Source organism: Cryobacterium sp. Y11 (assembly GCF_002929535.1).
Lineage (GTDB): Bacteria > Actinomycetota > Actinomycetes > Actinomycetales > Microbacteriaceae > Cryobacterium.
The window spans coordinates 1-21,716 of record NZ_PJJO01000049.1 but is presented as its reverse complement, the minus strand read 5'-3'; the positions used below and the strand labels follow the sequence as shown (position 1 = coordinate 21,716).

Annotated in this window: 21 protein-coding genes; 6 read left to right on the top strand and 15 right to left on the bottom strand. The window is 64.8% G+C overall.

Annotation, left to right across the window (positions count from 1 at the left end; all coding sequences use genetic code 11):
• Nucleotides 1–249: 249 nt before the first annotated feature.
• On the top strand, nucleotides 250–1,179 hold the full coding sequence (locus CXY75_RS04215; protein WP_104081602.1) for a hypothetical protein: 930 nt from the start codon (nucleotides 250–252) through the stop codon (nucleotides 1,177–1,179).
• A gap of 76 nt (nucleotides 1,180–1,255) precedes the next feature.
• Entirely contained in the window at nucleotides 1,256–2,554 is a 1,299-nt protein-coding gene (locus CXY75_RS04210; protein ID WP_158251113.1) for an oligosaccharide flippase family protein, read from the top strand.
• Here CXY75_RS04210 and pip read toward each other — a convergent pair.
• Nucleotides 2,551–3,507, bottom strand: a complete 957-nt coding sequence (gene pip, locus CXY75_RS04205) for a prolyl aminopeptidase (RefSeq protein ID WP_104081600.1) — start codon at nucleotides 3,505–3,507, stop codon at nucleotides 2,551–2,553. The genes CXY75_RS04210 and pip overlap by 4 nt on opposite strands.
• 88 nt (nucleotides 3,508–3,595) lie before the next feature.
• Here pip and CXY75_RS04200 point away from each other — a divergent pair, with 88 nt between their 5' ends.
• Nucleotides 3,596–3,982 (top strand): TraR/DksA family transcriptional regulator, encoded by a 387-nt coding sequence (locus CXY75_RS04200; RefSeq protein WP_104081599.1) that lies wholly within the window; start codon nucleotides 3,596–3,598, stop codon nucleotides 3,980–3,982.
• Nucleotides 3,983–3,993: 11 nt separating this feature from the next.
• Here CXY75_RS04200 and CXY75_RS04195 read toward each other — a convergent pair whose 3' ends face one another.
• The 14 genes from CXY75_RS04195 to paaA all read right to left on the bottom strand — a co-directional run bounded on the left by CXY75_RS04195 (nucleotide 3,994) and on the right by paaA (nucleotide 18,855).
• The gene (locus CXY75_RS04195; RefSeq protein WP_104081598.1) at nucleotides 3,994–4,668 is read right to left on the bottom strand and encodes a response regulator transcription factor; all 675 of its coding nucleotides are present in this window, start codon (nucleotides 4,666–4,668) and stop codon (nucleotides 3,994–3,996) included.
• Nucleotides 4,665–5,906, bottom strand: a complete 1,242-nt coding sequence (locus CXY75_RS04190; protein ID WP_104081597.1) for a sensor histidine kinase — start codon at nucleotides 5,904–5,906, stop codon at nucleotides 4,665–4,667. The genes CXY75_RS04195 and CXY75_RS04190 overlap by 4 nt, the downstream gene beginning before the upstream one ends.
• A 16-nt stretch (nucleotides 5,907–5,922) precedes the next feature.
• Nucleotides 5,923–6,771, bottom strand: a complete 849-nt coding sequence (locus CXY75_RS04185) for an ABC transporter permease (protein WP_104081596.1) — start codon at nucleotides 6,769–6,771, stop codon at nucleotides 5,923–5,925.
• Nucleotides 6,768–7,706, bottom strand: coding sequence for an ABC transporter ATP-binding protein (locus CXY75_RS04180; RefSeq protein WP_104081595.1), 939 nt, complete (start codon nucleotides 7,704–7,706; stop codon nucleotides 6,768–6,770). The genes CXY75_RS04185 and CXY75_RS04180 overlap by 4 nt, the downstream gene beginning before the upstream one ends.
• A 150-nt stretch (nucleotides 7,707–7,856) precedes the next feature.
• Nucleotides 7,857–9,965 carry an acyl-CoA dehydrogenase gene (locus CXY75_RS04175; protein ID WP_104081594.1) on the bottom strand — a complete coding sequence of 703 codons (2,109 nt, stop codon included), beginning with the start codon at nucleotides 9,963–9,965 and terminating at the stop codon, nucleotides 7,857–7,859.
• A 175-nt stretch (nucleotides 9,966–10,140) separates the two neighbouring features.
• The gene (gene recQ / locus CXY75_RS04170) at nucleotides 10,141–12,234 is read right to left on the bottom strand and encodes a DNA helicase RecQ (protein ID WP_369826665.1); all 2,094 of its coding nucleotides are present in this window, start codon (nucleotides 12,232–12,234) and stop codon (nucleotides 10,141–10,143) included.
• Nucleotides 12,235–12,366: 132 nt separating this feature from the next.
• Nucleotides 12,367–13,161, bottom strand: coding sequence for a copper resistance CopC family protein (locus tag CXY75_RS04165; RefSeq protein ID WP_104081592.1), 795 nt, complete (start codon nucleotides 13,159–13,161; stop codon nucleotides 12,367–12,369).
• A 108-nt stretch (nucleotides 13,162–13,269) separates the two neighbouring features.
• Nucleotides 13,270–13,896 (bottom strand): hypothetical protein, encoded by a 627-nt coding sequence (locus CXY75_RS04160; RefSeq protein ID WP_104081591.1) that lies wholly within the window; start codon nucleotides 13,894–13,896, stop codon nucleotides 13,270–13,272.
• 325 nt (nucleotides 13,897–14,221) lie between these two features.
• Nucleotides 14,222–14,995: an enoyl-CoA hydratase/isomerase family protein gene (locus tag CXY75_RS04155; RefSeq protein WP_104081590.1), complete on the bottom strand. Its 774-nt coding sequence runs from the start codon at nucleotides 14,993–14,995 to the stop codon at nucleotides 14,222–14,224.
• 36 nt (nucleotides 14,996–15,031) lie between these two features.
• A complete protein-coding gene (paaE, locus tag CXY75_RS04150; RefSeq protein WP_104081589.1) occupies nucleotides 15,032–16,177 on the bottom strand; it encodes a 1,2-phenylacetyl-CoA epoxidase subunit PaaE in 1,146 nt (381 codons plus the stop codon).
• Nucleotides 16,177–16,743 (bottom strand): 1,2-phenylacetyl-CoA epoxidase subunit PaaD, encoded by a 567-nt coding sequence (gene paaD, locus CXY75_RS04145; RefSeq protein ID WP_104081588.1) that lies wholly within the window; start codon nucleotides 16,741–16,743, stop codon nucleotides 16,177–16,179. The genes paaE and paaD overlap by 1 nt, the downstream gene beginning before the upstream one ends.
• Nucleotides 16,737–17,567 carry a 1,2-phenylacetyl-CoA epoxidase subunit PaaC gene (gene paaC, locus CXY75_RS04140; protein WP_104081587.1) on the bottom strand — a complete coding sequence of 277 codons (831 nt, stop codon included), beginning with the start codon at nucleotides 17,565–17,567 and terminating at the stop codon, nucleotides 16,737–16,739. The genes paaD and paaC overlap by 7 nt, the downstream gene beginning before the upstream one ends.
• Nucleotides 17,564–17,869: a 1,2-phenylacetyl-CoA epoxidase subunit PaaB gene (paaB, locus tag CXY75_RS04135; RefSeq protein WP_104081586.1), complete on the bottom strand. Its 306-nt coding sequence runs from the start codon at nucleotides 17,867–17,869 to the stop codon at nucleotides 17,564–17,566. Before paaB ends, paaC begins: the two co-directional genes overlap by 4 nt.
• Nucleotides 17,866–18,855, bottom strand: coding sequence for a 1,2-phenylacetyl-CoA epoxidase subunit PaaA (paaA, locus tag CXY75_RS04130; RefSeq protein ID WP_369826664.1), 990 nt, complete (start codon nucleotides 18,853–18,855; stop codon nucleotides 17,866–17,868). Before paaA ends, paaB begins: the two co-directional genes overlap by 4 nt.
• A gap of 194 nt (nucleotides 18,856–19,049) precedes the next feature.
• On the opposite strand from paaA, the gene paaI reads away from it, so the two are divergent.
• From paaI to CXY75_RS04115, 3 genes are read left to right on the top strand one after another with little or no spacing between them, the layout of a single operon-like run.
• Nucleotides 19,050–19,478, top strand: coding sequence for a hydroxyphenylacetyl-CoA thioesterase PaaI (gene paaI / locus CXY75_RS04125; protein WP_104081585.1), 429 nt, complete (start codon nucleotides 19,050–19,052; stop codon nucleotides 19,476–19,478).
• A 17-nt stretch (nucleotides 19,479–19,495) separates the two neighbouring features.
• Nucleotides 19,496–20,815, top strand: a complete 1,320-nt coding sequence (gene paaK / locus CXY75_RS04120; protein ID WP_104081584.1) for a phenylacetate--CoA ligase PaaK — start codon at nucleotides 19,496–19,498, stop codon at nucleotides 20,813–20,815.
• A 40-nt stretch (nucleotides 20,816–20,855) separates the two neighbouring features.
• Nucleotides 20,856–21,455 carry a TetR/AcrR family transcriptional regulator gene (locus tag CXY75_RS04115; RefSeq protein ID WP_104081583.1) on the top strand — a complete coding sequence of 200 codons (600 nt, stop codon included), beginning with the start codon at nucleotides 20,856–20,858 and terminating at the stop codon, nucleotides 21,453–21,455.
• The last annotated feature ends 261 nt before the right edge of the window (nucleotides 21,456–21,716 follow it).

Here is a 21,716-nt window from a genome sequence, read left to right as displayed (position 1 = left end):
GTTTGGTCGTCTCACGCATATAGGTCGTTCGGCCCCGCACCGGGCCGCGCCCGAAACAATTCGAGTATTGTTCATGCCGCGCGACCGCATCGGCCTAACAGTAGGTCCATGTGGGCACGGGATCAAGGCCGACGCCGGGTCAATTCGCATGCCGGTTCCCCCCGATCGGGGGTCGCCCCCTGCTGGCATGCTGCGTGTACAGTGGCGTTTTCACGTAGACATTGACCGCGAAAACGGAAGCAGATTTTGGTGACACACCGAGTAAAAAAACTCCTGGTCGATCTGGCGAGTGACCCGGTCGACGTCGCGGACAGAATTCGAGTCAAGCTCCTGCTGGCGCGGCTCCGGTTGGTGAATCGGGTCAGTCGACGCCCGGTGACCGGTCGTGGTCTGGCAGCCGTGAACCTCACCTCGTTTGGGCACCGCATCGATTCCGTGTACTACGCCGTGGAATCCATCGCCGCCGGGGCGGTGAAACCACGGCGCCTCATTTTGTGGCTGGACGACGAAAAAACACTCGCCCAGTTGCCCGCCCAACTCGTACGCTTGCAAGCTCGCGGTCTCGAAATTCTGCCGTGCCCTGACTATGGTCCGCATAAGAAGCAGTACCCCTACGCCCTGACGGAGGCACAGCTCCCGCTGGTCGCTGCCGACGACGACGTGCTCTACCCGAGAGTGTGGCTGGCAGAACTGCTCTCAGCGGCCGCACGGCACCCGGGCGATGTCTGCGGACAGCGGGCACACACGATTGTCTTCGAGGGCGATGCGGTCGCCCCCTACTCCCGATGGGCGCGCGCGAGCAGTACGGAGTCCAGCTTTCGCCGACTCTGCACGGGCGTCTCCGGAATCTACTATCCGCTCGCACTGCTGAACGCCTTGCGGCTCGAAGGCGAGGCCTTCCAACAGTCGGCCCCGCGCGCCGACGACCTGTGGGTGCACGCTGTCGCGGTTCGTCACGGCATTCGCGCCCGCCAGGTTGGCCAGCACCAAGCCGAATATCCAGCCATTCCGGGCACCCAACGAGGCACGCTCTACCGGCAGAATGTGGCGGACGGAGGCAACGATACCCAGTGGGCCGCCTCGGTCGGCCTAGCTGAAATCGCACGGATGCGCCGCGATGATCCCCAGGACTTCGGCCCTCTTCCCGGGGTCGGTACGGTGGCCGTTGATGGCGGCTAACCGGCTGCGCAGAGCGCCCGTTCCGGCCCCTTCGGCGTCTAAACCGGGTGCCCGTGCGGGTTCGGTCTCCCGCAATATGAGCATTGCCCTCATCGGAAACGCCTTCCCTCCGTTGGTCGCACTGTTCTCGGGGCCGATCCTGGCCCAGTCGCTCGGAGTCGACGGACGCGGTGCCGTGGCGGCGGCAACGGCGCCGCTGGCTCTGATCGTCACCCTGGCTACGTTTGGAGTGCCAGAGGCCGTGACCTGGGCGATCGCGAAGTCGCCGGGCCTGGCACGGAACGCGGCCAGCCGCGGAGTACTTATTCTCACGGTGGCGGGAATTCTGGCCATGGGCGCCGTACTCCTCTCGGCCACCTGGCTGAGCGGGAATGATCCGACCGTGCAGCAGCTGATCCTGGTTGCCAGCCTGGCCATCGTGCCCAACCTGCTCGTCGGGGTGTTCCGCGGCGTGGCATCCGCTACCCAAAGCTGGCGGCTCGTGGCGATCGAGCGGATAGTGACCTCATCGCTGCGGCTCGCCGTGCTGGTCCCGTTCTGGCTCACCGGCACGCTCACGCCCTTGGTGGCGACCATTACCGTCGCGGCCATGCCCGTACTGGGCCTGTTCGTTTATATCGGACGTATGCGCAGCCTCGATCCGCGAGCCGCGGAGGTGCCCCAGCAGGCGCGTGTCTCTGGTCTGCTCAACTACGGGGTGCGCATCTGGGTCGGGTCGCTATCGGGCATTCTTCTGTCCCGCCTCGACCAGGTGCTCATGACGCCGTTCGCCGGCACCTATCAGCTGGGCCTCTATGTGGTCGCGGTGAGCGTGAGCGAACTGCCACTGATCATCAATCAGGCCGTGCGAGATGTCACGTTTGTCACCGATGCTGCGGACTCGGTCGACGCCCGGCTCAGCTCGTCCGCGCGCATATCAACCTTTCTGTGCGCCACCGCCGCACTTTTTCTCGGCGTGACCATGCTGTGGTGGATACCATTTCTGTTCGGCGACGGATTTCGGCCGTCCATCCCGGTCGCCGCCGTGCTGCTGGCCGCTGTCGTGCTGGGCACGCCCGGTTCAATCGCCGGTTCGGGGTTGAGCGCCCGCGGACGCCCGGGATTGCGCAGCATATCCCTCTTGGTCGCCTGTCTGGTCAATATTGCGATGCTCATCCTGCTGGCCCCAACACTCGGTGCCATGGGGGCAGCCCTGGCCACACTGGTCGGCAACGTGCTCTCGAGCAATCTCAACCTGGTGTTCCTGTACCGAACATTTGGTATCAATCCGCTGCAGTTCTACGGGCTGCGTCGGCACGACTTCACCACCCTGGCCCGTTTCATCAAGCGGATGACCGCCCGGCGCCGCCGGACGGTCTCAAAGCCAGCGGGCTAGCTTGCGAAGCGGTCGGTGGCCTCGATGATGGCGTCGAGGATGCCGGGCTGGTCGAAGGCGTGGCCGGCGTCGGGGATCAGTTTGAATTCTGCCTCTGGCCAGGTCTTGTGCAGGTCCCAGGCGGTAAACGCCGGGGTGCACATGTCATAGCGGCCCTGCACGATGACGCCGGGGATGTCGGCGAGCCTGGAGGCGTTGTCGATGAGTTGGTTCGGGGTGAACCAGCCCTTATTGGCGAAGAAATGGTTCTCAATTCGGGCAAACGCCACGGCGAATGCCGGATCGGAGAAGTGCGCGATTTTGGCCGGCTCCTGCAGCAGGGTGATGGTGGAGGATTCCCAGGTGGACCAGGCCACACCGGCACGTTCGCGCACGAACCGATCCGGGTCGTGCAGCAAGCGGCCATAGGCCTCGATCAGATGGCCGCGTTCGTTTTCGGGAACGGGCGCAATAAACGATTCCCACAGGTCGGGGTAGATCGCCGCTGCACCACCCTCGTAGAACCAGTCGAGTTCGATCGGGCGCAGGGTGAAGATGCCGCGCACGACGAGCTCGGTGACCATGTCGGGATGCGTCTCGGCGTAGGCGAGCGCGAGGGTGCTACCCCAGGACCCGCCGCAGACCAGCCAGCGGTTGATGCCGAGATGCTCGCGTAGTCTCTCCAGGTCGGCCACGAGGGTCCAGGTAGTGTTGACACTCAGGTCAACGTCTGGCTCACTCGCGTGCGGAGTACTGAGGCCGCAACCGCGCTGGTCGAACAAAATGATGCGGTACTTCGCCGGGTCGAACACGCGACGCTGATCAGGGCTGGACGCGCCGCCCGGACCGCCGTGCAGATACACCGCCGGCTTGCCATCTGGGTTGCCAGAGGCCTCCCAATAGATGGTCTGATTGTCACCAACATCGAGCATGCCGGTCTCATAGGGTTCAAGCTCGGGGTAGAAGGTACGCATGCGTTGAGCCTATTCCTCCGATCATCGGTTGAAAAACTCCACTCGATCATCGCAGGAACAAAGCGATCGACACGTGCGACGATAGATCATGGCGAGCACTTCTCTTACTGATGCCGAGCTCCGGCACTTCGCCCAGGCTCTCAGGGATCAGCGCGACGTGACCGGGACCGAGCTGAACCGGTTGGCGGAATCGCTCACGAGCGTGCGCGAGGCCAGGAGCGACGGGTCGGCCGACGATGAGCACGATCCAGAAGGTCCTACCCTGTCGAGTGAGTGGTCGCGAATTGTCGGTGTTCACGGCGAGTTCGACGAGAAAGTCGCTGCAATCGATCGGTCACTGGCCCGAATTGTTGACGGGAGTTACGGTACGTGCATCCGCTGCGGTACACCCATCGGGATCGCCCGGTTGTCTGCCCTTCTGACGGCAGAGCTGTGCATCGACTGCGCCAGGGCAGTCGAAGGCCGCCGTCGGTAACGCAAGCCGTATCACTGGCCGGCGAGGCCGAGTTCGTAGGCCAGAATGACCGCCTGCACTCGGTCACGGACGCCGAGTTTGTGCAGGATGCGGCCAACGTGGGTCTTCACCGTCGACTCGGAGAGAAAGAACCGCTCGGCAAGTTCGGTGTTAGAAAGCCCCTCGGCGATGGCCAGAAAGACCTCGGTCTCGCGCTCGGTCAGCACCGCGAGTCGTGCCGATTGGCCACCAACGTCGTTCCCGGGCAGCCTGGTACCGAAGAGGTCGAGCAGTCGCCTTGTCACGCGCGGTGAAACGGATGCCTCGCCAGAGACCACCGTGCGGATCGCCGCGATCAGTTCCCCCGGCTCGGCGTTTTTCAGCAGGAACCCGCTCGCACCAGCGCGCAGGCCACCAAAGGCGTACTCGTCAAGATCGAAGGTGGTGAGGATGATGATGCGGGTTTCGGGCTGGGCCGCCATGATTTGCCGGGTCGCGTCGATGCCGTCCAGCCCCGGCATGCGCACGTCCATCAGGATAACGTCGGGATGCGTGCTGTCGGCGAGGGCGATCGCCTGCGCCCCGTCGCTCGCTTCGGCGACGACGGTGAAGTCGCCTTCGGCCTCCAAAACCATTCGAAAACCGACCCGCAAGAGGGCTTGGTCGTCGACAAGCATGATGCGAATCGGTGCGGTAGGGGTGGTCATTGCTCGTCCTCGAAGTTCAGAGTCGCGTGTACGCGCCAGCCGTCGTGGACTCCCGGCGCCGCCTCTAAGGTTCCGCCGTAGATCGCTACCCGTTCCTGCATTCCGATCAGGCCGCGTCCGACACCGCGAACGCTGGCCACTGCCGGCTCTCGGCCATTGTCGCTGATCGTGACCTGGGCGGCTCCTGGCGAACAAATCAGGCTGACGATCACCCGGGTCGGGGTATCCGCATAGCGCAGTACGTTGGTCAGCGACTCCTGAATGAGTCGAAAGACGGTCAGCTGCACGCTCGCGTTGCTGGGCTCGCGCCCGCTGCGTTCCAACACGACCGGGAGCCCGGTCGACCGGAATGATCCGACGAGGTCGGCGAGTTGGTCGATGCCCGGCTGCGGAGCGCGCGGAGCCTTATCGGTGTCCACCTCGAGCACTCCGAGCAACCGACGCATCTCGCTCATAGACCGACGCCCCGTGGCCGCGACATCGAGCATCGCCGCGCGCGATCGCTCCACGTCTTTGGGGGCGATGGCGTGGGCACCGTCGGCGAGCGCCACCATAACGGAGAGGCTGTGGGCGACCACATCGTGCATCTCACCGGCGATGCGCGCGCGCTCGGAGATTCGAGAGAGCTGCGCCTGCTGGTCGCGTTCGCGAGTCAATTGCGCCGCCAGGTCGAGCAGCGACGCCACATAGCGTTTACTGTTGCCCATGTTCACTCCGACCAGAGTCGCGGCGAGCAGCATGATCACCACCTGGCTGGCGACCGTAAGCCAGTGGATCTCGGCCGGATCGTCGGTGAGCCAGGCAGCCAGTCCGGCCAGCATTACGGATGCGCCGAAGCCGCTCCAGGCGCTGCGTACGTCGGAATACACCGCGACCGCATAGAGCGCCAGAAGCTGCGCGATCAGGTGCACTTCACCATAGTCGGCAAAGGTGAACAGGCCGATCCACGTCAGGACCAGGACGAGCCGCGGCATCCGTCGGCGAACGAACAGGGCGGCGGCCAGCAGCAGCATGATGCCGGCGTTGAGCGACACGTCCGCCAGTGGAGCAGGGTCGTCACCCCGCAGGTTCAGTACCAGGGTGAGTGCCATCGGCACGATGTAGATCGCAGCGACGAGGCCGTCGGCCAAGTGCGGATGCCTGGTCCAGAAGCGCCGTACCGCCCCGGGCGGGGTGGGCAGACGCATTTCTCCCCCCGGCGCCAGTGCGCGCCCGGGGGGAGAAATGTTACGGCTCATTCTTCGATGGTACGGGTCAGGCGTCCCGGCGCTTGAGCAGCAACGCGGCCACGCCGAGGCTCACGGCCACCCAGGCTAGGACAACCAGGAACGCCTGCCAGGATTCCATGGTGTTCGGGTAGACCATTTCCGAGCCCGCCACGGTGAACAGGAGCGGCACGATGTCATTGACCCATTCCACCGCCAGCGAAAACAGACCGACAACGGTGGGGAGCAGAAGAAGGATGCCGAGCGCCGTGGCAATGCCGCCCGCACTGCTGCGAACGATCGCGCCGATTCCGACGGCGAACACCGCGATCAGCGCGAGAAACAACACGTTGCCGAGCAGCGGCAGCAGCACATCAACGTCAAACAGGCTCGCGGTAATGTCCTCGGCGCCCAGTCTGGGAATAGCCACCAAGAAGGATCCCACGACGCTGACCAGGCCGATTAGGAAAGTGAAAACGAACAACACACTGACCTTGGCCCAGAGTGCCGCCAGACGATTCGGGACTGCGGTGAGGGTGGACTTGATCATGCCACTTGAATACTCACCGCTGATCGAAAGAACGCCCAGAACGGCGACGATGAGTTGGCCGAGAACCAAACCAGAAGTGGAGGCGATCACGAAGATCTGAGCGTCGTCCATCGGCATTGCGGCGCCGGTGGCCGGATCGAATCCGGCCGTGGCTGACAGCGCAAATGACATGAGTACTGCAATGCCGATCGAGGCGACGATGACGAGGGAATAGGTCCAGTAGGTGGAGCGCAGGCTCCACAGTTTGATCGTTTCGGATTTCAACAGGCCAATGAAGCTGAGGCCGAAGCCCGCCGACACAAACGTTGTGCGGGCCGCCGACTGCTGGGTGGGTGTTACGGTACTCATCGAGAGACCTCCGCTTCGGTGTGAGAGGACGCATCGCCGGTGCGATACTCCACTTCATTCTGGGTGAGTTTCATGTAGGCGTCTTCGAGTGAGGCGCTCACCGCAGAGAGCTCGTGCAGGGAGATCTGGGCGGCGGCGGCGCGATCACCAATCTCGTTCACGGTCAGTCCGCTGATCTCGAGCACATCCTGCTCGATGTTGATGATCGTGACATCGGGCTGGGCGAGCAGGGTGGCGAGTGCTGCGGTGTGTGGGGTGCGCACGCGAACCGTGTTCTGCGCGGCCGAGGAGATAATGTCGGCGACCGAGGCATCCGCTATCACCCGACCGCGGCCGAGGACGATGATGTGATCGGCGGTGAGCGCCATCTCGCTCATCAGGTGCGAAGACAGCAGCACGGTGCGACCCTCGGCGGCGAGCTGCCTGGTGAGCTTCCGCACCCACTGCACGCCCTCCGGATCGAGGCCGTTGACCGGCTCGTCGAGGATGAGTGTGGCCGGGTCGCCGAGCAGCGCGGCGGCGATGCCGAGGCGCTGGCCCATGCCGAGGGAGAATCCGCCGACGCGCTTGCGGGCGACGGACTCGAGGCCGGTAAGGTTGATCACCTCGTTCACGCGGCTGGTGGGGATGTTGTGGGTTGCGGCCATAGCGCGCAGGTGGTTGTAGGCGCTGCGACCGGTGTGCACAGCCTTGGCGTCGAGCAGCACGCCCACCTCACGCAGCGGAGCCTTGTGTTCGTGGTACGGCTTACCGTTCACGATGACCGTACCGGCGCTCGGGCGGTCCAAGCCGACGATCATGCGCATCGTGGTGGACTTGCCCGCGCCGTTCGGCCCGAGAAAGCCGGTGACCTTGCCGGGCTGCACCGTGAAGTCGACCGCGTCGACGGCGGTCTTGCTTCCGTAGTGCTTGGTCAGGGACTGTGCCTGGATCACAACTGCCTCATTCCGTTAGTGGGTGAGGCCCCGTTTCACTACGTTGAAGCCCCCATACCAAACGGTATGGTTTACGGCCAATGTAGCGCATCAACCGTGGGGATGGTTGATGCGCCACATCTGTCGTACCTGAGTACGACGCGTGCGGACCTATCGCTTGACTGGTTTTTCGGGTGCTGGGGCTGTTCCGGCGACCCGCTGAGCGGCGTAGTACTCTCGGGCTTCGGTCTGGCGTTCGCGTTCAATGCCGGTCGCGATCGTGGCCCGCAGGTGCTCCGGCGAGTAGCCGAACGCGTCGACGAGGTCGAGCGCGTGCGGACGAATACGGGCTATCAGCCGGTCGATGTAGGCCGTGACGGCCTGGGCGCGCTGCGCGGAGAGCCGACCGTGGATGAGGTACCAGGCCAGGTTCTTCTCCACCAGTCCGAGGCCGAACAGGTCGCGCAGCCAGGTGAGTACCTGCTGGGTGCCGGCATCGGTCGTGACGTCGAGCGCCCGAGTGAACGATTCCCACTGGAGCAGTTCGCCGTGGGCGCGGGCCGCTTCAATGAGCTCGTTCTGGTGCGCATTGAACAGGTCGGCGGCTTGCTTCGTGGGCAGCTTGGTGGCCCCGCGCAGCTTGCCGGCGACTTCGGCGATCATGCTTTCGACCCGGTCCGTGAGCAGCTCACGCTGCACGTCGGTATCGCGCAGGGCCCCGATGGAGCGCGCCGTTGAACCACGATCGAACACCGCCTGCCCGAGGGTGCGCAGTCCCGTGCCGTGGTAGGCGCGACCGGCTGCGTGCTGTACGACGTAGCGGGCCAGGGCGCCGGCATCCGCTGTGGCGAATTTGCGAGAGTAGTCGGTGAGCAGCCGCTTGGCGACGAGCTGCAGCAGCACGTTGTTGTCGCCCTCGAAGGTCGCGTAGACGTCGAGGTCGGCGCGCAGGCCGACGAGACGGTTTTCGGCCATGAATCCGGCGCCGCCGCAGGCTTCGCGGGCCTCCTGCAGGGTGTCGAGCGCGTGCCAGGTAGAGAGCGGCTTGAGCGCAGCTGCGAGGGTCTCGAGGTCTTGCCGGTCGTCGTCGGTGTCGGCCTTTCCGCTAAACACGTCGTCGAACTTCACCAGAAATTCGTCGTGCGCGAAGGTCTGCGCGTAGGTCGTGGCCAGTCGCGGAAACAGGCGGCGCTGGTGCCGCTGGTAGTCGAGGATGACTTCTTCGTCGGTACCGCTGCCGGCGGTGAACTGGCGGCGCTGGCTGCCATAGGTGATGGCGATGGTCAGGGCGAGAGCGGATGCGGCGGTGGCGGCGCCGTCGAGCGACACGCGACCCTGCACCAGGGTTCCGAGCATGGTGAAGAAGCGGCGGCCCGGACTGCCGATCGGGCTGGAGTAGGTGCCGTCTTCGGCGACATCGCCGTACCTGTTGAGCAGGTTCTCGCGCGGAACACGCACGTTATCAAAGTGCAGGCGACCATTATCGATGCCGTTCAGACCACCCTTGAGACCATCGTCTTCGCCGCCGACGCCGGGCAGAAAATCGCCGTTCTCATTGCGAATAGGCAGGTAGAAGGCGTGCACGCCGTGGTTGACGCCCTGGGTCATGAGCTGCGCGAACAACACGGCAGCGATGCCGTCGTTTGCAGCGTTGCCGAGGTAATCCTTCCAGGCGGCGCGAAACGGGGTGTTGATGACGAACTCGCCGGTCGCGGCGTCGAAGGTTGCAGTGGTAGCGATGCTCGCGACGTCGGAACCGTGACCGATTTCGGTCATGGCGAAGGCACCGGGAACAGAGAGGTCCATGATGCCGGGCAGGTATTTGTCGTGGTGCTTCTTCGTGCCGAGGTGCAGCACGGCGGCCCCGAACAGGCCCCACTGCACGCCGCCCTTGATCTGCAGGCTCGGATCGGCGATGACGAGCTCTTCGAAGCCCGCGATGTTTCCGCCGTGGTCGTCGTGCCCGCCCAGATACGTGGGGAAGGCGCGCAGCACGTGGCCAGTGGCGGCGAGCACCTTAAGTTGCTCGAGTACGCGCAGTCGGTGCTCGGCCATGGAAAGGCCGTCGATGCGCTGCATGTCGGGGCGCGCGGTGACGTCGCGGGCGGCGAGGCGCACGTCGGCCCAGGTTCCAAGCAGCTGGCGGCCAAGCGCAGCGACGTTGACGGTAGGGGCAGTCGGATCGCCGATGGTTTTGATGGGGCCAGTGTCAACGCTGACGTCCAGGACGGGGATGATCTTCTTCGATCGACTGCTGGAGCTCTGGATGGTATCAACCATGATTGGTCCTAACTGATCGCGCGAAAGTGGTGATCGCAACGTTAGGACTGCGGGTCACTGTCGCGAAATGCGCGGTGCGGGACGACAACGATATATGCCGCGCGCAGCATCCGTTTTGTAGGATAACGACAACTTATTGCTGTTCCTGCCTGCTCTCCCCCACAAGCGCACGCGGTCAGGCGGAGGCGGCGGCGACGACCGCGAGCAGGGCCTCGCCGTAGGCCTCCAGCTTCTTGGCTCCGATGCCGGTGATGCCGTCGAGTGCGGCGAGCGTCGTGGGGCCGGCCGCGGCGACGGCGATCAGGGTGGCGTCACCGAACACGATGTAGGCGGGCACGCCCTGCTCCTTCGACTCGGCCGACCGCCAGGCGCGGAGCGCCTCGAACAGGGCCTCTTGCGCGGTGCTGAGGTCGGCCGCTGCAACCTTGGCGGCGGCCGGGCGGCGGGCGGCGCTGGAACGGGCAGGGCGGTCGGGTTCGCGCCGGAGCTGTACGTCGCGACGGCCGCTGAGAACCTCGGCCGCGGCATCCGTCAGCACGAGTGTGCCGTATTCACCCGAGGTGGCCAGCAGATCCTGGGCCAGCATCTGGCGTACGACTCCGCGCCAGGCCTGGTCGCTGAGGTCGGCTCCCAGGCCCCAGGTGCTGAGTTCGGTGTGCCGGTACTGGGTAGCGCGAGGGGTTTCTTTGCCGCGCAGGATGTCGATGAGGTGGCCGGCGCCGAACTTCTGATTGCGCTCGCGGTGCAGGCGCACGATGGTGGAGAGAAGCTTCTGGGCTGGAACGGTGCCGTCCCAAGCTTCGGGCGGTTCGAGGCACGTGTCGCAGTTGCCGCAGGGCTCACTGGTCTGGCCGAAGTAGCGCAGCAGGTTGACGCGGCGGCAGTGCACGGTTTCGCACAGGGCGAGCATGGCGTCGAGGTGCGCGGAGAGCTTGCGTCGATGGCCGAGGTCGCCGGGCGACTCGTCGATCATGCGGCGCTGCTGCACCACGTCTTGCAGGCCGTAGGCGAGCCAGGCCGTGGCCGGGGCGCCGTCGCGGCCGGCGCGACCAGTCTCTTGGTAGTAGCCCTCGACCGATTTGGGCAGGTCGATGTGGGCGACGAAACGCACATCTGGCTTGTCGATTCCCATGCCGAATGCGATGGTGGCGACGATGACGACGCCCTCCTCGCGGAGGAACCGGGACTGGGTGCGGGACCGAAGGCCCGCGTCGAGTCCGGCGTGATACGGCAGGGCGTTCACGCCGTTCTGGCGCAAAAACGCGGCGGTCTGGTCGACGGTCTTGCGGCTGAGCGCATAGACGATGCCGGCGTCGCCGGGGTGCTCGGTCTGCAGGAAGGACAGCAGTTGCTTGCGCACCTCGGACTTGCCGACGATGCGGTACTGAATGTTGGGCCGGTCGAAGCTCGCCACGAAGTGCTTGGCGTCGCCCATTTGCAGGCGGGTGGTGATCTCCTGGTGGGTGGCGTCCGTGGCGGTGGCGGTGAGGGCGATGCGCGGAACGTCTGGCCAGCGGTCGGCGAGTTCACTGAGCGCGAGGTAGTCCGGCCGAAAGTCGTGCCCCCATTGAGACACGCAGTGGGCTTCGTCGATGGCGAACAGGGCGATGGTTCCGCGGTCAAGCAGTTGTTTGGTGGCTTCGTTGGAGAGGCGCTCTGGAGCGACATAGAGCAGATCGAGGTCGCCGTTCAGGTAGTCACGTTCGACCTGACTGCGAGTCTGCGAATCTTGGCTCGAGTTGAGAAACTCGGCGCGCACGCCGACGGCGGTGAGGGCATCCACTTGATCTTGCATCAGGGCGATGAGCGGCGAGACGACGATGCCGGTGCCGGCCCGAACGAGCGCGGGAATTTGGTAGCACAGGCTCTTGCCGCCGCCGGTGGGCATGAGCACGACGGCATCTTTGCCGTCGACGACCTGCGCGATGATTTCGGCCTGGTCGCCGCGGAAGGAGTCGTAGCCAAACACGGTGTGCAGGGCTTCGGCTGCGGTGGTGAACTTGCGGCTTGCGGCGCGGATGCGGGTGACTGGCACAGGCGCGGCGATACGGGTGACGGGGCGGGTCGAAGCGGATGCTCCGCCCGAGTAGGCCGGCTGCCGCTCGGCGAACTGGCGGTCGGCGAACTGGCGGTCGGCCTCTGGCGGTGGTGCGTCGAAGTCATCGGGGGCGTCGAAGTCGCTCGGAGCATCGAAGTTACCCGGGCCGTCGAAGTCGCGGGGTGGTTCAACGTCGTCGGGGTTCCAGGGCAGCTCAGCGTTCCAACTCACGGACACAACTTTACCCGCCCCCCCTGACACGTTCCCCGTGCGCTGATCTGATCTACGAAAGCGGGTGAATGGTTGCTTTGAGGGTGTTGAGGCAACCATTCACCCGCTTTCGTGAGAAGTTAGGTAGGAGCGTTAGGGACGGGGCTTGCGGCGGAGGATGAGTAGGATCACGGCGCCTGCGAGGAGCACGGCGCCGAGGGTTCCCCCGATCCAGGCGACCGTGGCGAGCGAGCTGCCTCCGCCGGTGGTCGCGCCGGAATCTGCGGGGGGCGCGGTGCCGGAATCCGTCGTGGCGGCATCCGCTTCGGTGCCGCAGATCGGGGCGGTGGCAGCCCCGTCGGCGAGTGCTTGGTTGGCGGCCGGCTGCCAGTCGAAGGTGAACTCGTCGGAGATCGCGTGGCCGTCGGTGGAGACCGTCTGCCAGATCACCGTGTATTGCCCGGCCGCGCCGAGCTGCGCCGATGTTTCGACCGTGGAGCCGGAGACCGTTCCGCACCCGTCGCCGTAGAAGAGCGGCGCGTCGGCCGGGCCGGTGATGACCATGGCGCTGCCGGCACCAGTTCCGCCGAGGTCGAGTAACAGATCGCTGGTCGTGACGGAGAACACACCGGGCTGCTCGGTGACGACCGCGTCGGCCGCCGGCGATGAGCCGACGACGTTGTTGTGAGCGGATGCCGGGATCGCGCCCCAGCCGAGGCTCGCGGCGACGACGACGATCGCGAACACGGCTCTGGCCGCGCGGATCGCCGCCGGCCCAGTCGACTGGCGGGTCCGGCTATAATCCGCAGTTCGACGGGTGAGGTCCGTCTCGTCGCGAGCTGAAGTGGTGGCGCTTCGCACCACGACAAACCGACGGCTCGCGGCGAGCGGGGCAGCGGGGACGGCGGTGGGTGTTGTACGGGAGCTGCTGGGGGCCGTGAACTTCATGATTGATTGTCCTTAAACATGGGGTGTCCGGTGCAATCCGAACGGCGCCGGCGAGGCCTCTGCTACGCGTTCGGTGCGGCGGAAGAAATGGTCTGGTTGGTGTGTTCGTCAGGCGGCGAGCGCGACGGCGGGCGGGCCGCGATGGCGCATGGCCGACAACACCAGAACCAGATTGCGCGGCGTGAACACCGGCGCATCGTGCCGGATGCGCTGCGGTGCCGCCATTGGCACGGCCAGTTGTGCGGGCGCGAATAGCGTACGGATGTCTAGTCGAACGTTGTCGACGAGGCTCCAGAACGCGCGTTCGGCGTAGCGCAGCGCAAGAATTGTCATGATGACGGCACCGAAGTGGGCGAACCACATGATTCCGCCATCGTGGAGGACATGTGTGGTCGAACTCAGAACGATCGGATCGATCAGACCGGGCAACGCCGCATGCTGGTGGGCACCCGACGCGGCAAGGGCGTCAGCTCCGAGCGCACCGCCCGGTGCCCCCAGCGAAAAGAGTCCGTGAAAAATGACCTGGCTGACCAGAACCGACACGGCGCCGCGCCAGAACGCCAGGGTACGACCTGCGAGCGCGACGCACACCATACCGGCGAAGGCGAGCGACACGACAACCGCTAACAGGCCGGGTGCCGAGCCACCACCCAGGGTGTGTGACAGAGCGGCGACGAAGGTGGAGAACGCGGCGACGATCCAGCCGCGGGCGAAACGGGCCCAGCGTGTGTGCATCTCGGCCCCTCTCCCGTTTCCCTCAGAGTAGCTGACAGACCCTGCAAAAAGACTGGCGCTGCGGGACGACGAGTGCTCGTCGTCGGCTGTGTTCTGAGGCGCATTATCCGGCTTGATTCCGTGCGTCGCCGCCGCGTTCACGAGAGGCCTCGTGCCGGTGCGCTGAGGCTCGGAACGCTCGCTCTCGCCTGACGCGAGCGCCGCCTGGCCCGTGGCTTATTCAGGAAATCCACAGCGAACCACGCACCTCAACCGCATGAATTCGGGAGATTGAGATCAGCACATGGACAGTTTTCCTGAATTCGCCCCCGAATCGGCCGGTTGGTCAGGCGCGCCCGGTGAAGGCGGGCTTGCGCTTCTCCTGGAACGCGGCGAAGCCCTCGCGGTAGTCACCGGTAGCGCAGAGCGCGGCCTGCGCTGCGGTCTCGTCACTCATGCTCTGCCAGAGCCCGAGTCGTTTGTCACGCAGTGACTGCACGAGCGCCTTGCTCGCCAGAAAAGCCTGAGTTGCACCGGATGCCGCGCGCGTGGCCGCCTGCACGGTCGCCTCGGTCAGCTCCGCGGCCGGAAACACCTGGCTGAACAGGCCGCCGGCGACAGCCTCCGCCCCGGACATGAGACGGCCGCTGTAGATCAGGTCGAGGGTGCGATGAGCGCCGAGGCGTTCCACAAACAGGGCGTGTCCACCCGAGTCGAGGGTGGCGCCGAGGTTCGCGAACGGCGAGCCGATCTTGGCAGTGTCGGCGACGTAGACAACATCGGTGGCGATGAGCAGGCCGAGGCCCACTCCGAGGCAGGCGCCGTGGGCGGCAGCGTAGGTCGGTGCCGGAAATCGGCTCATCCGCTCGAGCAGCGGGGTGACGAGGTCGCAGAGGTAGCCGAGCACGTCGTCGGTGCGCGGGTCGACGCCTGCGATGTCGCGGCCGGCGCAGAACGCCCGCCCCGTACCGCGCAGCACCAACGCCCGCACGCCGGCCCGCTCGGCGGCTTGGTAGGCCGCGTCGAGTTCGACGATCGCGGCTTCATCGAGGGCGTTGAGCTTGTCTGGCGCGTTCAGCACCACGTGGGCGACGTCGTTGTCTATCGAGAGCTCTATCACGGCATCCGCTTTCTTGATCGGTTAGACGTCACGGTGTTAAACGTCGTAGTCGACGACGACGGTGTCGGTGGTCGGGTGGGACTGGCAGGTCAAGACGTATCCGCGGGCGAGCTCTTCGGGCTCAAGCGCGTAGTTCTCGGTCATCGTGACGTCGCCGCTGACCAGTTTCGCGCGGCAGGTGCCGCAGACTCCGCCGGCGCAGGCGAACGGCACGTCGGGCCGCACCCGCAGGGCAGCATTCAGGATGCTCTCGTTCGCGTTGACCGGCGTGGTGACCGTGTTGCTCTGGCCGTCGAGCGTGAACTCGATCTGGATGGTCTTGTCGCCGCTGCCGATGATGACCGGGCGACCACGATCGCCGTTCGCCGCCGACGGCTCACCCGTGGTGAACAGTTCGAAGCGCACGTGCGACCGGTCAACGCCGGCGCTCTCGAGGGTGTCACGGCAGAGTTGCACGAGTTCGAACGGACCGCACAGAAACCATTCGTCGACCGTGGCCGGGCGCAGAATCGTATCGAGCATGCGCCGAAACTTCTCTTCATCGATGCGACCGGAGAGCAGCGATGAAGACCGTTGCTCGCGCGACAGCACGTGGTACAGGGCGACGCGAGCCGGATAGCGGTCCTTGAGCTCGGCCAGTTCGTCGAGGAACATCACGTCGAGCGCCGTGCGGTTGGTGTACACGAGGGTGAAGCTCGAGGTTGCCGAGGCGGCGAGCACGGTGTGCGCGAGCGCCATCAGCGGGGTGATTCCCGAACCGGCTGCCACGCCAACGACGTGCTTGTAATCGAGGTCACGCAGGGTGGATGTGAAGCTGCCTTGCGGACTCATCACGTCGAGTTCGTCGCCAGCGTGCAGCTCACTGTTGGCCCAGGTGGAGAAGGCTCCGCCGAGGTCGCGTTTGATCGCGACGCTGATCTGACCGGATGCGCCGGTTTTAGCAGCAGCGGGCCGGCAGATCGAGTAGCTGCGACGCAGTTCTTGGCCGTTGATCGTGGCGCGGAGGGCGAGGTGTTGGCCCGGTAGGTAGTCGAACGCGCCCTGCAATTTGGGCGGCACGGTGAAGGTGACCTCGACGCTGTCGGCTGTGAGCTGGCGCACCTCGGCCACCGTCAGGGTGTGAAAGCGCGCGCGGCGCTTGACCGGCGCACTGTTCGTGGATTCAAGACGTGTTGCAGTCATTAGAGCACCTTGAAGTAGTCGAACGGCTCGAGGCAGTCTCGGCATTCGTAGAGGGACTTGCAGGAGGTGGACCCGAAATGGGCGAGCTCGCGGGTATTGAGCGAGGAACAACGCGGACACTTCACGGCCATCTTTAGCCGGATCGGCCCGGAGCCGCGCACGGTGGCATGCCCAGTCGGGGCGGCGATACCGTATTCCCTCAGCTTGTTCTGGCCGATCTCGCTCATCCAGTCCGTGGTCCACGCGGGGCTGAGCACGAGGCTGACCGAGACGTTCTCGTAGCCGGCGCAGGTGAGCGCCTCGAGAACGTCGGCTCGCATGGCATCCATGGCGGGGCATCCGCTGTAGGTCGGCGTCAGGGTCACTGTGACGGCGCAGTCCGCAACGGCGTCGCCGGTGACTGTTACCGAGCGCAGCACACCGAGGTCTTCGATGGTGAGCACCGGAATCTCGGGGTCGACGACCTGAGCCGCAATCGCCCAGGCGGCTTGCGATGCAGCGTCGAGGGGACGCGGGCGCGCGAGGGCCTCACGCACCTCAGCAGCGCGGCGCTCGACCGTTACCATGACGCTCCGGGGTGGGCGCGGGTGAGTACCTGCATTTCGGCGAGGAGAAAGGCGAGGTGCTCGGAGTGTTTGCCGGTGCGGCCGCCACCGGAGGCGACGAACCCGCGCGGAATGTCGAGTTCGGCCTCGGTGAGTACCGGAGCAATGGCCTCGTCGAAGGCGGGTCGCAGGCTCGAGGGGCGAACCGCGATTCCTTCGAGGCGGTCGATGAGCGGGTCGTCGCGAAAGATCTCTTCGACGTAGGGCCACAGGTCACTCAGCGCGGTGATCATGCGCCGCCGTGACTCGTCGGTGCCGTGCGCGAGGCGCAGCACCCACTGCACGCCGTGGTCACGGTGGTAGTCGACCTCTTTCACGGCCTTCGCGGCGATCGCGGCGAAGGTAGCGTCGGCGGATGCCCGTAGCCGGCTGTACAGCTCAAACAGGTAGTGGGCCACGATGAACTGGCGCGCGATCGTGTGCGCGAAGTCCCCGTTTGGCTGCTCGACGATGTGCAGGGAACGAAAATCGGGCTCGGTGCGCCAGTAGGCGAGGTCGTCCTCGGTGCGGTTCGATGCCGTACCGGCATAGTGCAGCAGCGATCGCGCATGCCCGATCAGGTCGAGGCCGATGTTGCCGAGGGCCACGTCTTCTTCGAGCTCGGGGGCGCGGGAGATCCAGGCGCCGAGTTGCTGGGCCAGAATAAGCGAGTCGTCACCGAGCCATAGGGCGTACTCGGCCACGTCGGAGGTTGCCACGGACGGGCCCTCGATCAGCTCGGCGTCGAGAGTGGTGACGTCGACGGCCACGTGGCCGTGGGCATCCGCTTCACTGCGCTCACTCATAGGTGTTTGACTCCCTCGCTCTTGGAGTAGTAGTTCGCGTGGCGGTAATTCTTGCCAGCGGGCGATTCGAAGAAGGCGCCCTTGGCGTCTGGATCACTCGTGGTGATGGCGGAGGCGGGTACGACCCAGACCGAGACGCCCTCACTGCGACGGGTGTATAGGTCTCGGGCGTTGCGCACGGCGAGGGTCCCGTCTGGAGCGTGCAGGGAGCCGACGTGCACGTGGCTGAGGCCGCGGTTGGAGCGCACGAAGACTTCCCAGAGGGGCCAGATTTCTGCTGCAGAATCGCCGGGAGTGGTCATGAGGCTGCCATTTCTTTAGTTCGTGCGGACTGTTTACGTGCATATGCCGCCGCGGCTTCGCGTACCCACGCTCCGTTATCGTGGGCGTCGCGCCGACGCTGCAGACGCTGAGCGTTGTTCGGGCCGCGACCGGCGAGCACCTCGTGAAACTCGGTCCAGTCGATCACGCCGAGATCCCACTGCTGAGTGTCTTCGTTGAAATGCAGCTCGGGGTCTGGCAGAGTGATACCCAGCACAGCAGCCTGGGGAACGAGCATGTTCACGAAACGCTGACGCAGCTCGTCGTTGGAGTGGCGCTTGATCTTCCAAGCCATCGACTGAGCCGAGTTGGGCGAGTCGTCATCGGGCGGGCCGAACATCATGAGCGCCGGCCAGTACCAGCGATTGACCGAGTCCTGGGCCATCTGGCGCTGCTCTTCGGTGCCCTGCATGAGTTCGAGCAGAATCTCGAAGCCCTGCCGCTGGTGAAAGGATTCTTCCTTACAGATGCGAACCATCGCGCGACCATACGGGCCGTAACTTGCACGGCAGAGCGGCACTTGGTTGCAGATTGCGGCGCCGTCGACGAGCCAGCCGATCGAGCCCATGTCGGCCCAGCTCGGGGTGGGGTAGTTGAAGATTGAGGAGTAGCGAGCCTTGCCGGCGATGAGGGCATCCGTCATGTCGTCGCGGGTGGCACCGAGGGTCTGCGCGGCGGAATAGAGGTACAGGCCGTGGCCGGCTTCATCTTGAACCTTGGCCATCAGGATGGCCTTGCGCTTGAGGCTCGGGGCGCGGGTGATCCAGTTCGACTCGGGCTGCATGCCGATGATTTCGGAGTGCGCGTGCTGCGAGATCTGACGCACGAGCGACTTGCGATACCCCTCGGGCATCCAGTCGCGTGGCTCAATGCGCGAATCGGCGTCGATCAAGTCGTTGAAGTGCTGTTCTTCGACGCTAATCACGGCGGATGCGCTCGGATCGGGCGTGATGGTGCTTGTCATCATCGGCTCCTGGTCTACGTTGACTACGGTGATCGGATCTTTATCGTGTACAAGCTGGTGGCGCTAAGGTGACGCACGTCAGGAATTTTGCACACTGAACGGCAATGTATTACCAACCGATCGTTCAGTTAGTATATAGTCACGTTATCGGGCGGGCAACCCCCCGACCCGCACGGCAACTCAATGAGGAGAAGCGTATGACGGAAGCACCGCCCGTTGGCAGCCAGGCCATGATGCAGCACGACCGGGCATCCGCTTCTCTGGGAATGATCGTGCAGCGTGATGAACCGGGGCACGCCGTCGTCTCGATGATCGTGCGCGACGACATGCTCAACGGTTTCGACGTCACCCACGGCGGGTTCATCTTCGCCCTCGCCGACACGGCCTTCGCCATCGCCTGCAACGATTCGAACCACGTCACGCTCGCCGCCGGCGCCGACATCACGTTTCTGAAACCCACCACGAGCGGTCAGAAGCTGACCGCGACCGCGCTATTACGGGTAAAGAGCGGTCGGAGCGGCATCTATGACGTGCGCGTCACGATGGACGACGACGTCACTGTGGCCGAATTTCGCGGCCACAGTCGCACCACCAACCTGCCCGTTCCCGCCCGCACTCACCTCTAACTCCTCCGGAAGGCACCATGTCAACGCTGACCAAGACCCGTCTGCACGCACCGGCAATCGAAGAGCTCGACGCGGCCGAGAGGATGTCCCAGGGCGAGATCCGCGCGCTGCAACTGATTCGCCTCAAGCACACCGTGCAGCACGCCTACGAGAACGTACCTCTCTATACGCGCAAATTTGATGCTGTCGGAGTGCACCCCGACGACATTCGCACGCTCGAAGACGTGGCACTGCTGCCGTTCACAACGAAGGAGGATCTGCGCGTTTCATACCCGTTCGGTATGTTCGCGGTGCCGATGGACCAGGTCGCACGCATTCACACCTCCTCGGGCACGACCGGCCTGCCGACCGTGGTCGGTTACACCAAAAACGACCTCGCCATGTGGTCGGGTCTGGTGGCAAGAAGCCTGCGCGCCTCGGGTGTACGCCCCGGCATGAGGGTGCACAACGCCTACGGCTACGGCCTGTTTACCGGGGGTCTCGGCGCCCACGCCGGAATTGAGGCGCTCGGCGCCTGCGTGATTCCCATGTCAGGTGGCCAGACCAACAAGCAAGTGCAGATGATCACCGACTTCGAACCAGACGTCATTCTGTCGACGCCCAGCTACCTACTCACGATTACCGATGCGATGGTGGCCGCGGGCCTCGACCCACGCCGCTCAAGCCTGAAGGTCGGCGTACTGGGTGCCGAGCCGTGGACCAACCAGATGCGTCTCGAACTTGAAGACCGCCTCGACTTTGACGCGCTCGACATCTACGGGCTCAGCGAAGTCATGGGCCCGGGCGTTGGCAATGAGTGCATCGAGTCCAAGGATGGTCCGCACCTCTGGGAAGACCACTTTTTGCCCGAGATCATCAATGGTGACACCGGACACGCCCTGCCGGACGGTGAAACGGGCGAGCTCGTCTTCACGTCGCTGACCAAGGAGGCCTTCCCCGTCATCCGCTATCGCACCCGCGACCTAACCCGTCTTCTTCCGGGCACCGCACGCCCCGGAATGCGCCGGATGGAGAAGATTACCGGCCGCAATGACGACATGATCATTCTGCGCGGGGTCAACCTGTTTCCGACTCAGATCGAAGAGATCGTGCTCGGGATCGAACACCTCTCACCACACTTTGTGCTCGAACTCACCCGGCCATCGCGCATGGACGAGCTCACCGTGCGCATCGAACGGCACGAGCACGCCGACGAAGCAGCATCTGCGCTCGCGCGCGCCCTGCTCATCGCAGTCATCAAGGACCGAATCGGTTCGAGCGTGAACGTGCTTATCGTCGAACCGGGCACCTTGGAACGCAGTACCGGTAAGCACAAACGCGTTTACGACCTCCGCTAGGTGTCGTGACCGGCACGCCTGCGTGAGAGACTCAAGATCTATGTCTGAAGTACACACCCCCAAGCGCGGGCGCCCCGGTTACGACCAGCGGGCCATTCTCGAGATTGCCGTCACCGCATTCAACGAATTCGGCTACGACGCGACCTCGATGGGAGTGCTCGCGACGCGCCTGTCGCTATCCAAGGCAGCCATCTACCACCACTTTTCTTCAAAGGATGAAGTGTTGCAACTCGCCCTCGACGAGGCCCTCAATGGCCTCGAAGGGGTGCTGCTCGAGTCAGGTGCCCTGACCGGTAGCGCCATCGACCGTCTGGCCTATGTCCTTCGCGGCGCAGTGCATGTATTGACGTCGCGCCTCCCGTACGTGACCCTCCTCCTTCGAGTGCGAGGCAACACCGAAGTCGAGCGTCTGGCGTTGACGCGTCGACGTACCTTCGACCGTGCCGTCTCTGCCCTCGTCGTTGAGGCCCGAGACGAGGGATCGCTGCGGAGCGACATCGACCCGCGCGTTGTCACGCGTCTGCTCTTCGGCATGGTCAATTCGATCGCTGAGTGGTACCGCCCCGAGGGCATAGAGGATGCCGCTCAGCTCGGCGACGATGTGCTCGCCGTTGCCCTGGATGGACTTCGTCGCCGCTAGTGGCTGCGGCCACGTGGGCCCAGGCCATCACGACGGGGTCGAGGGGCCAGCCCGTCGGCGTCTCGAGGCCGGGTGGGTTGGTCGAGGGACCTGGGCGTGCGTGTTAACGCAGAATGGCCACCCGGGGGTGGCGCGTTAACGCAGGAAAGCCATCCCGTGAGGGATGGCTTTCCTGGTGTTTCTAAGTTAAGTCCGGCGGTGTCCTACTCTCCCACAGGGTCCCCCCTGCAGTACCATCGGCGCTGAGAGTCTTAGCTTCCG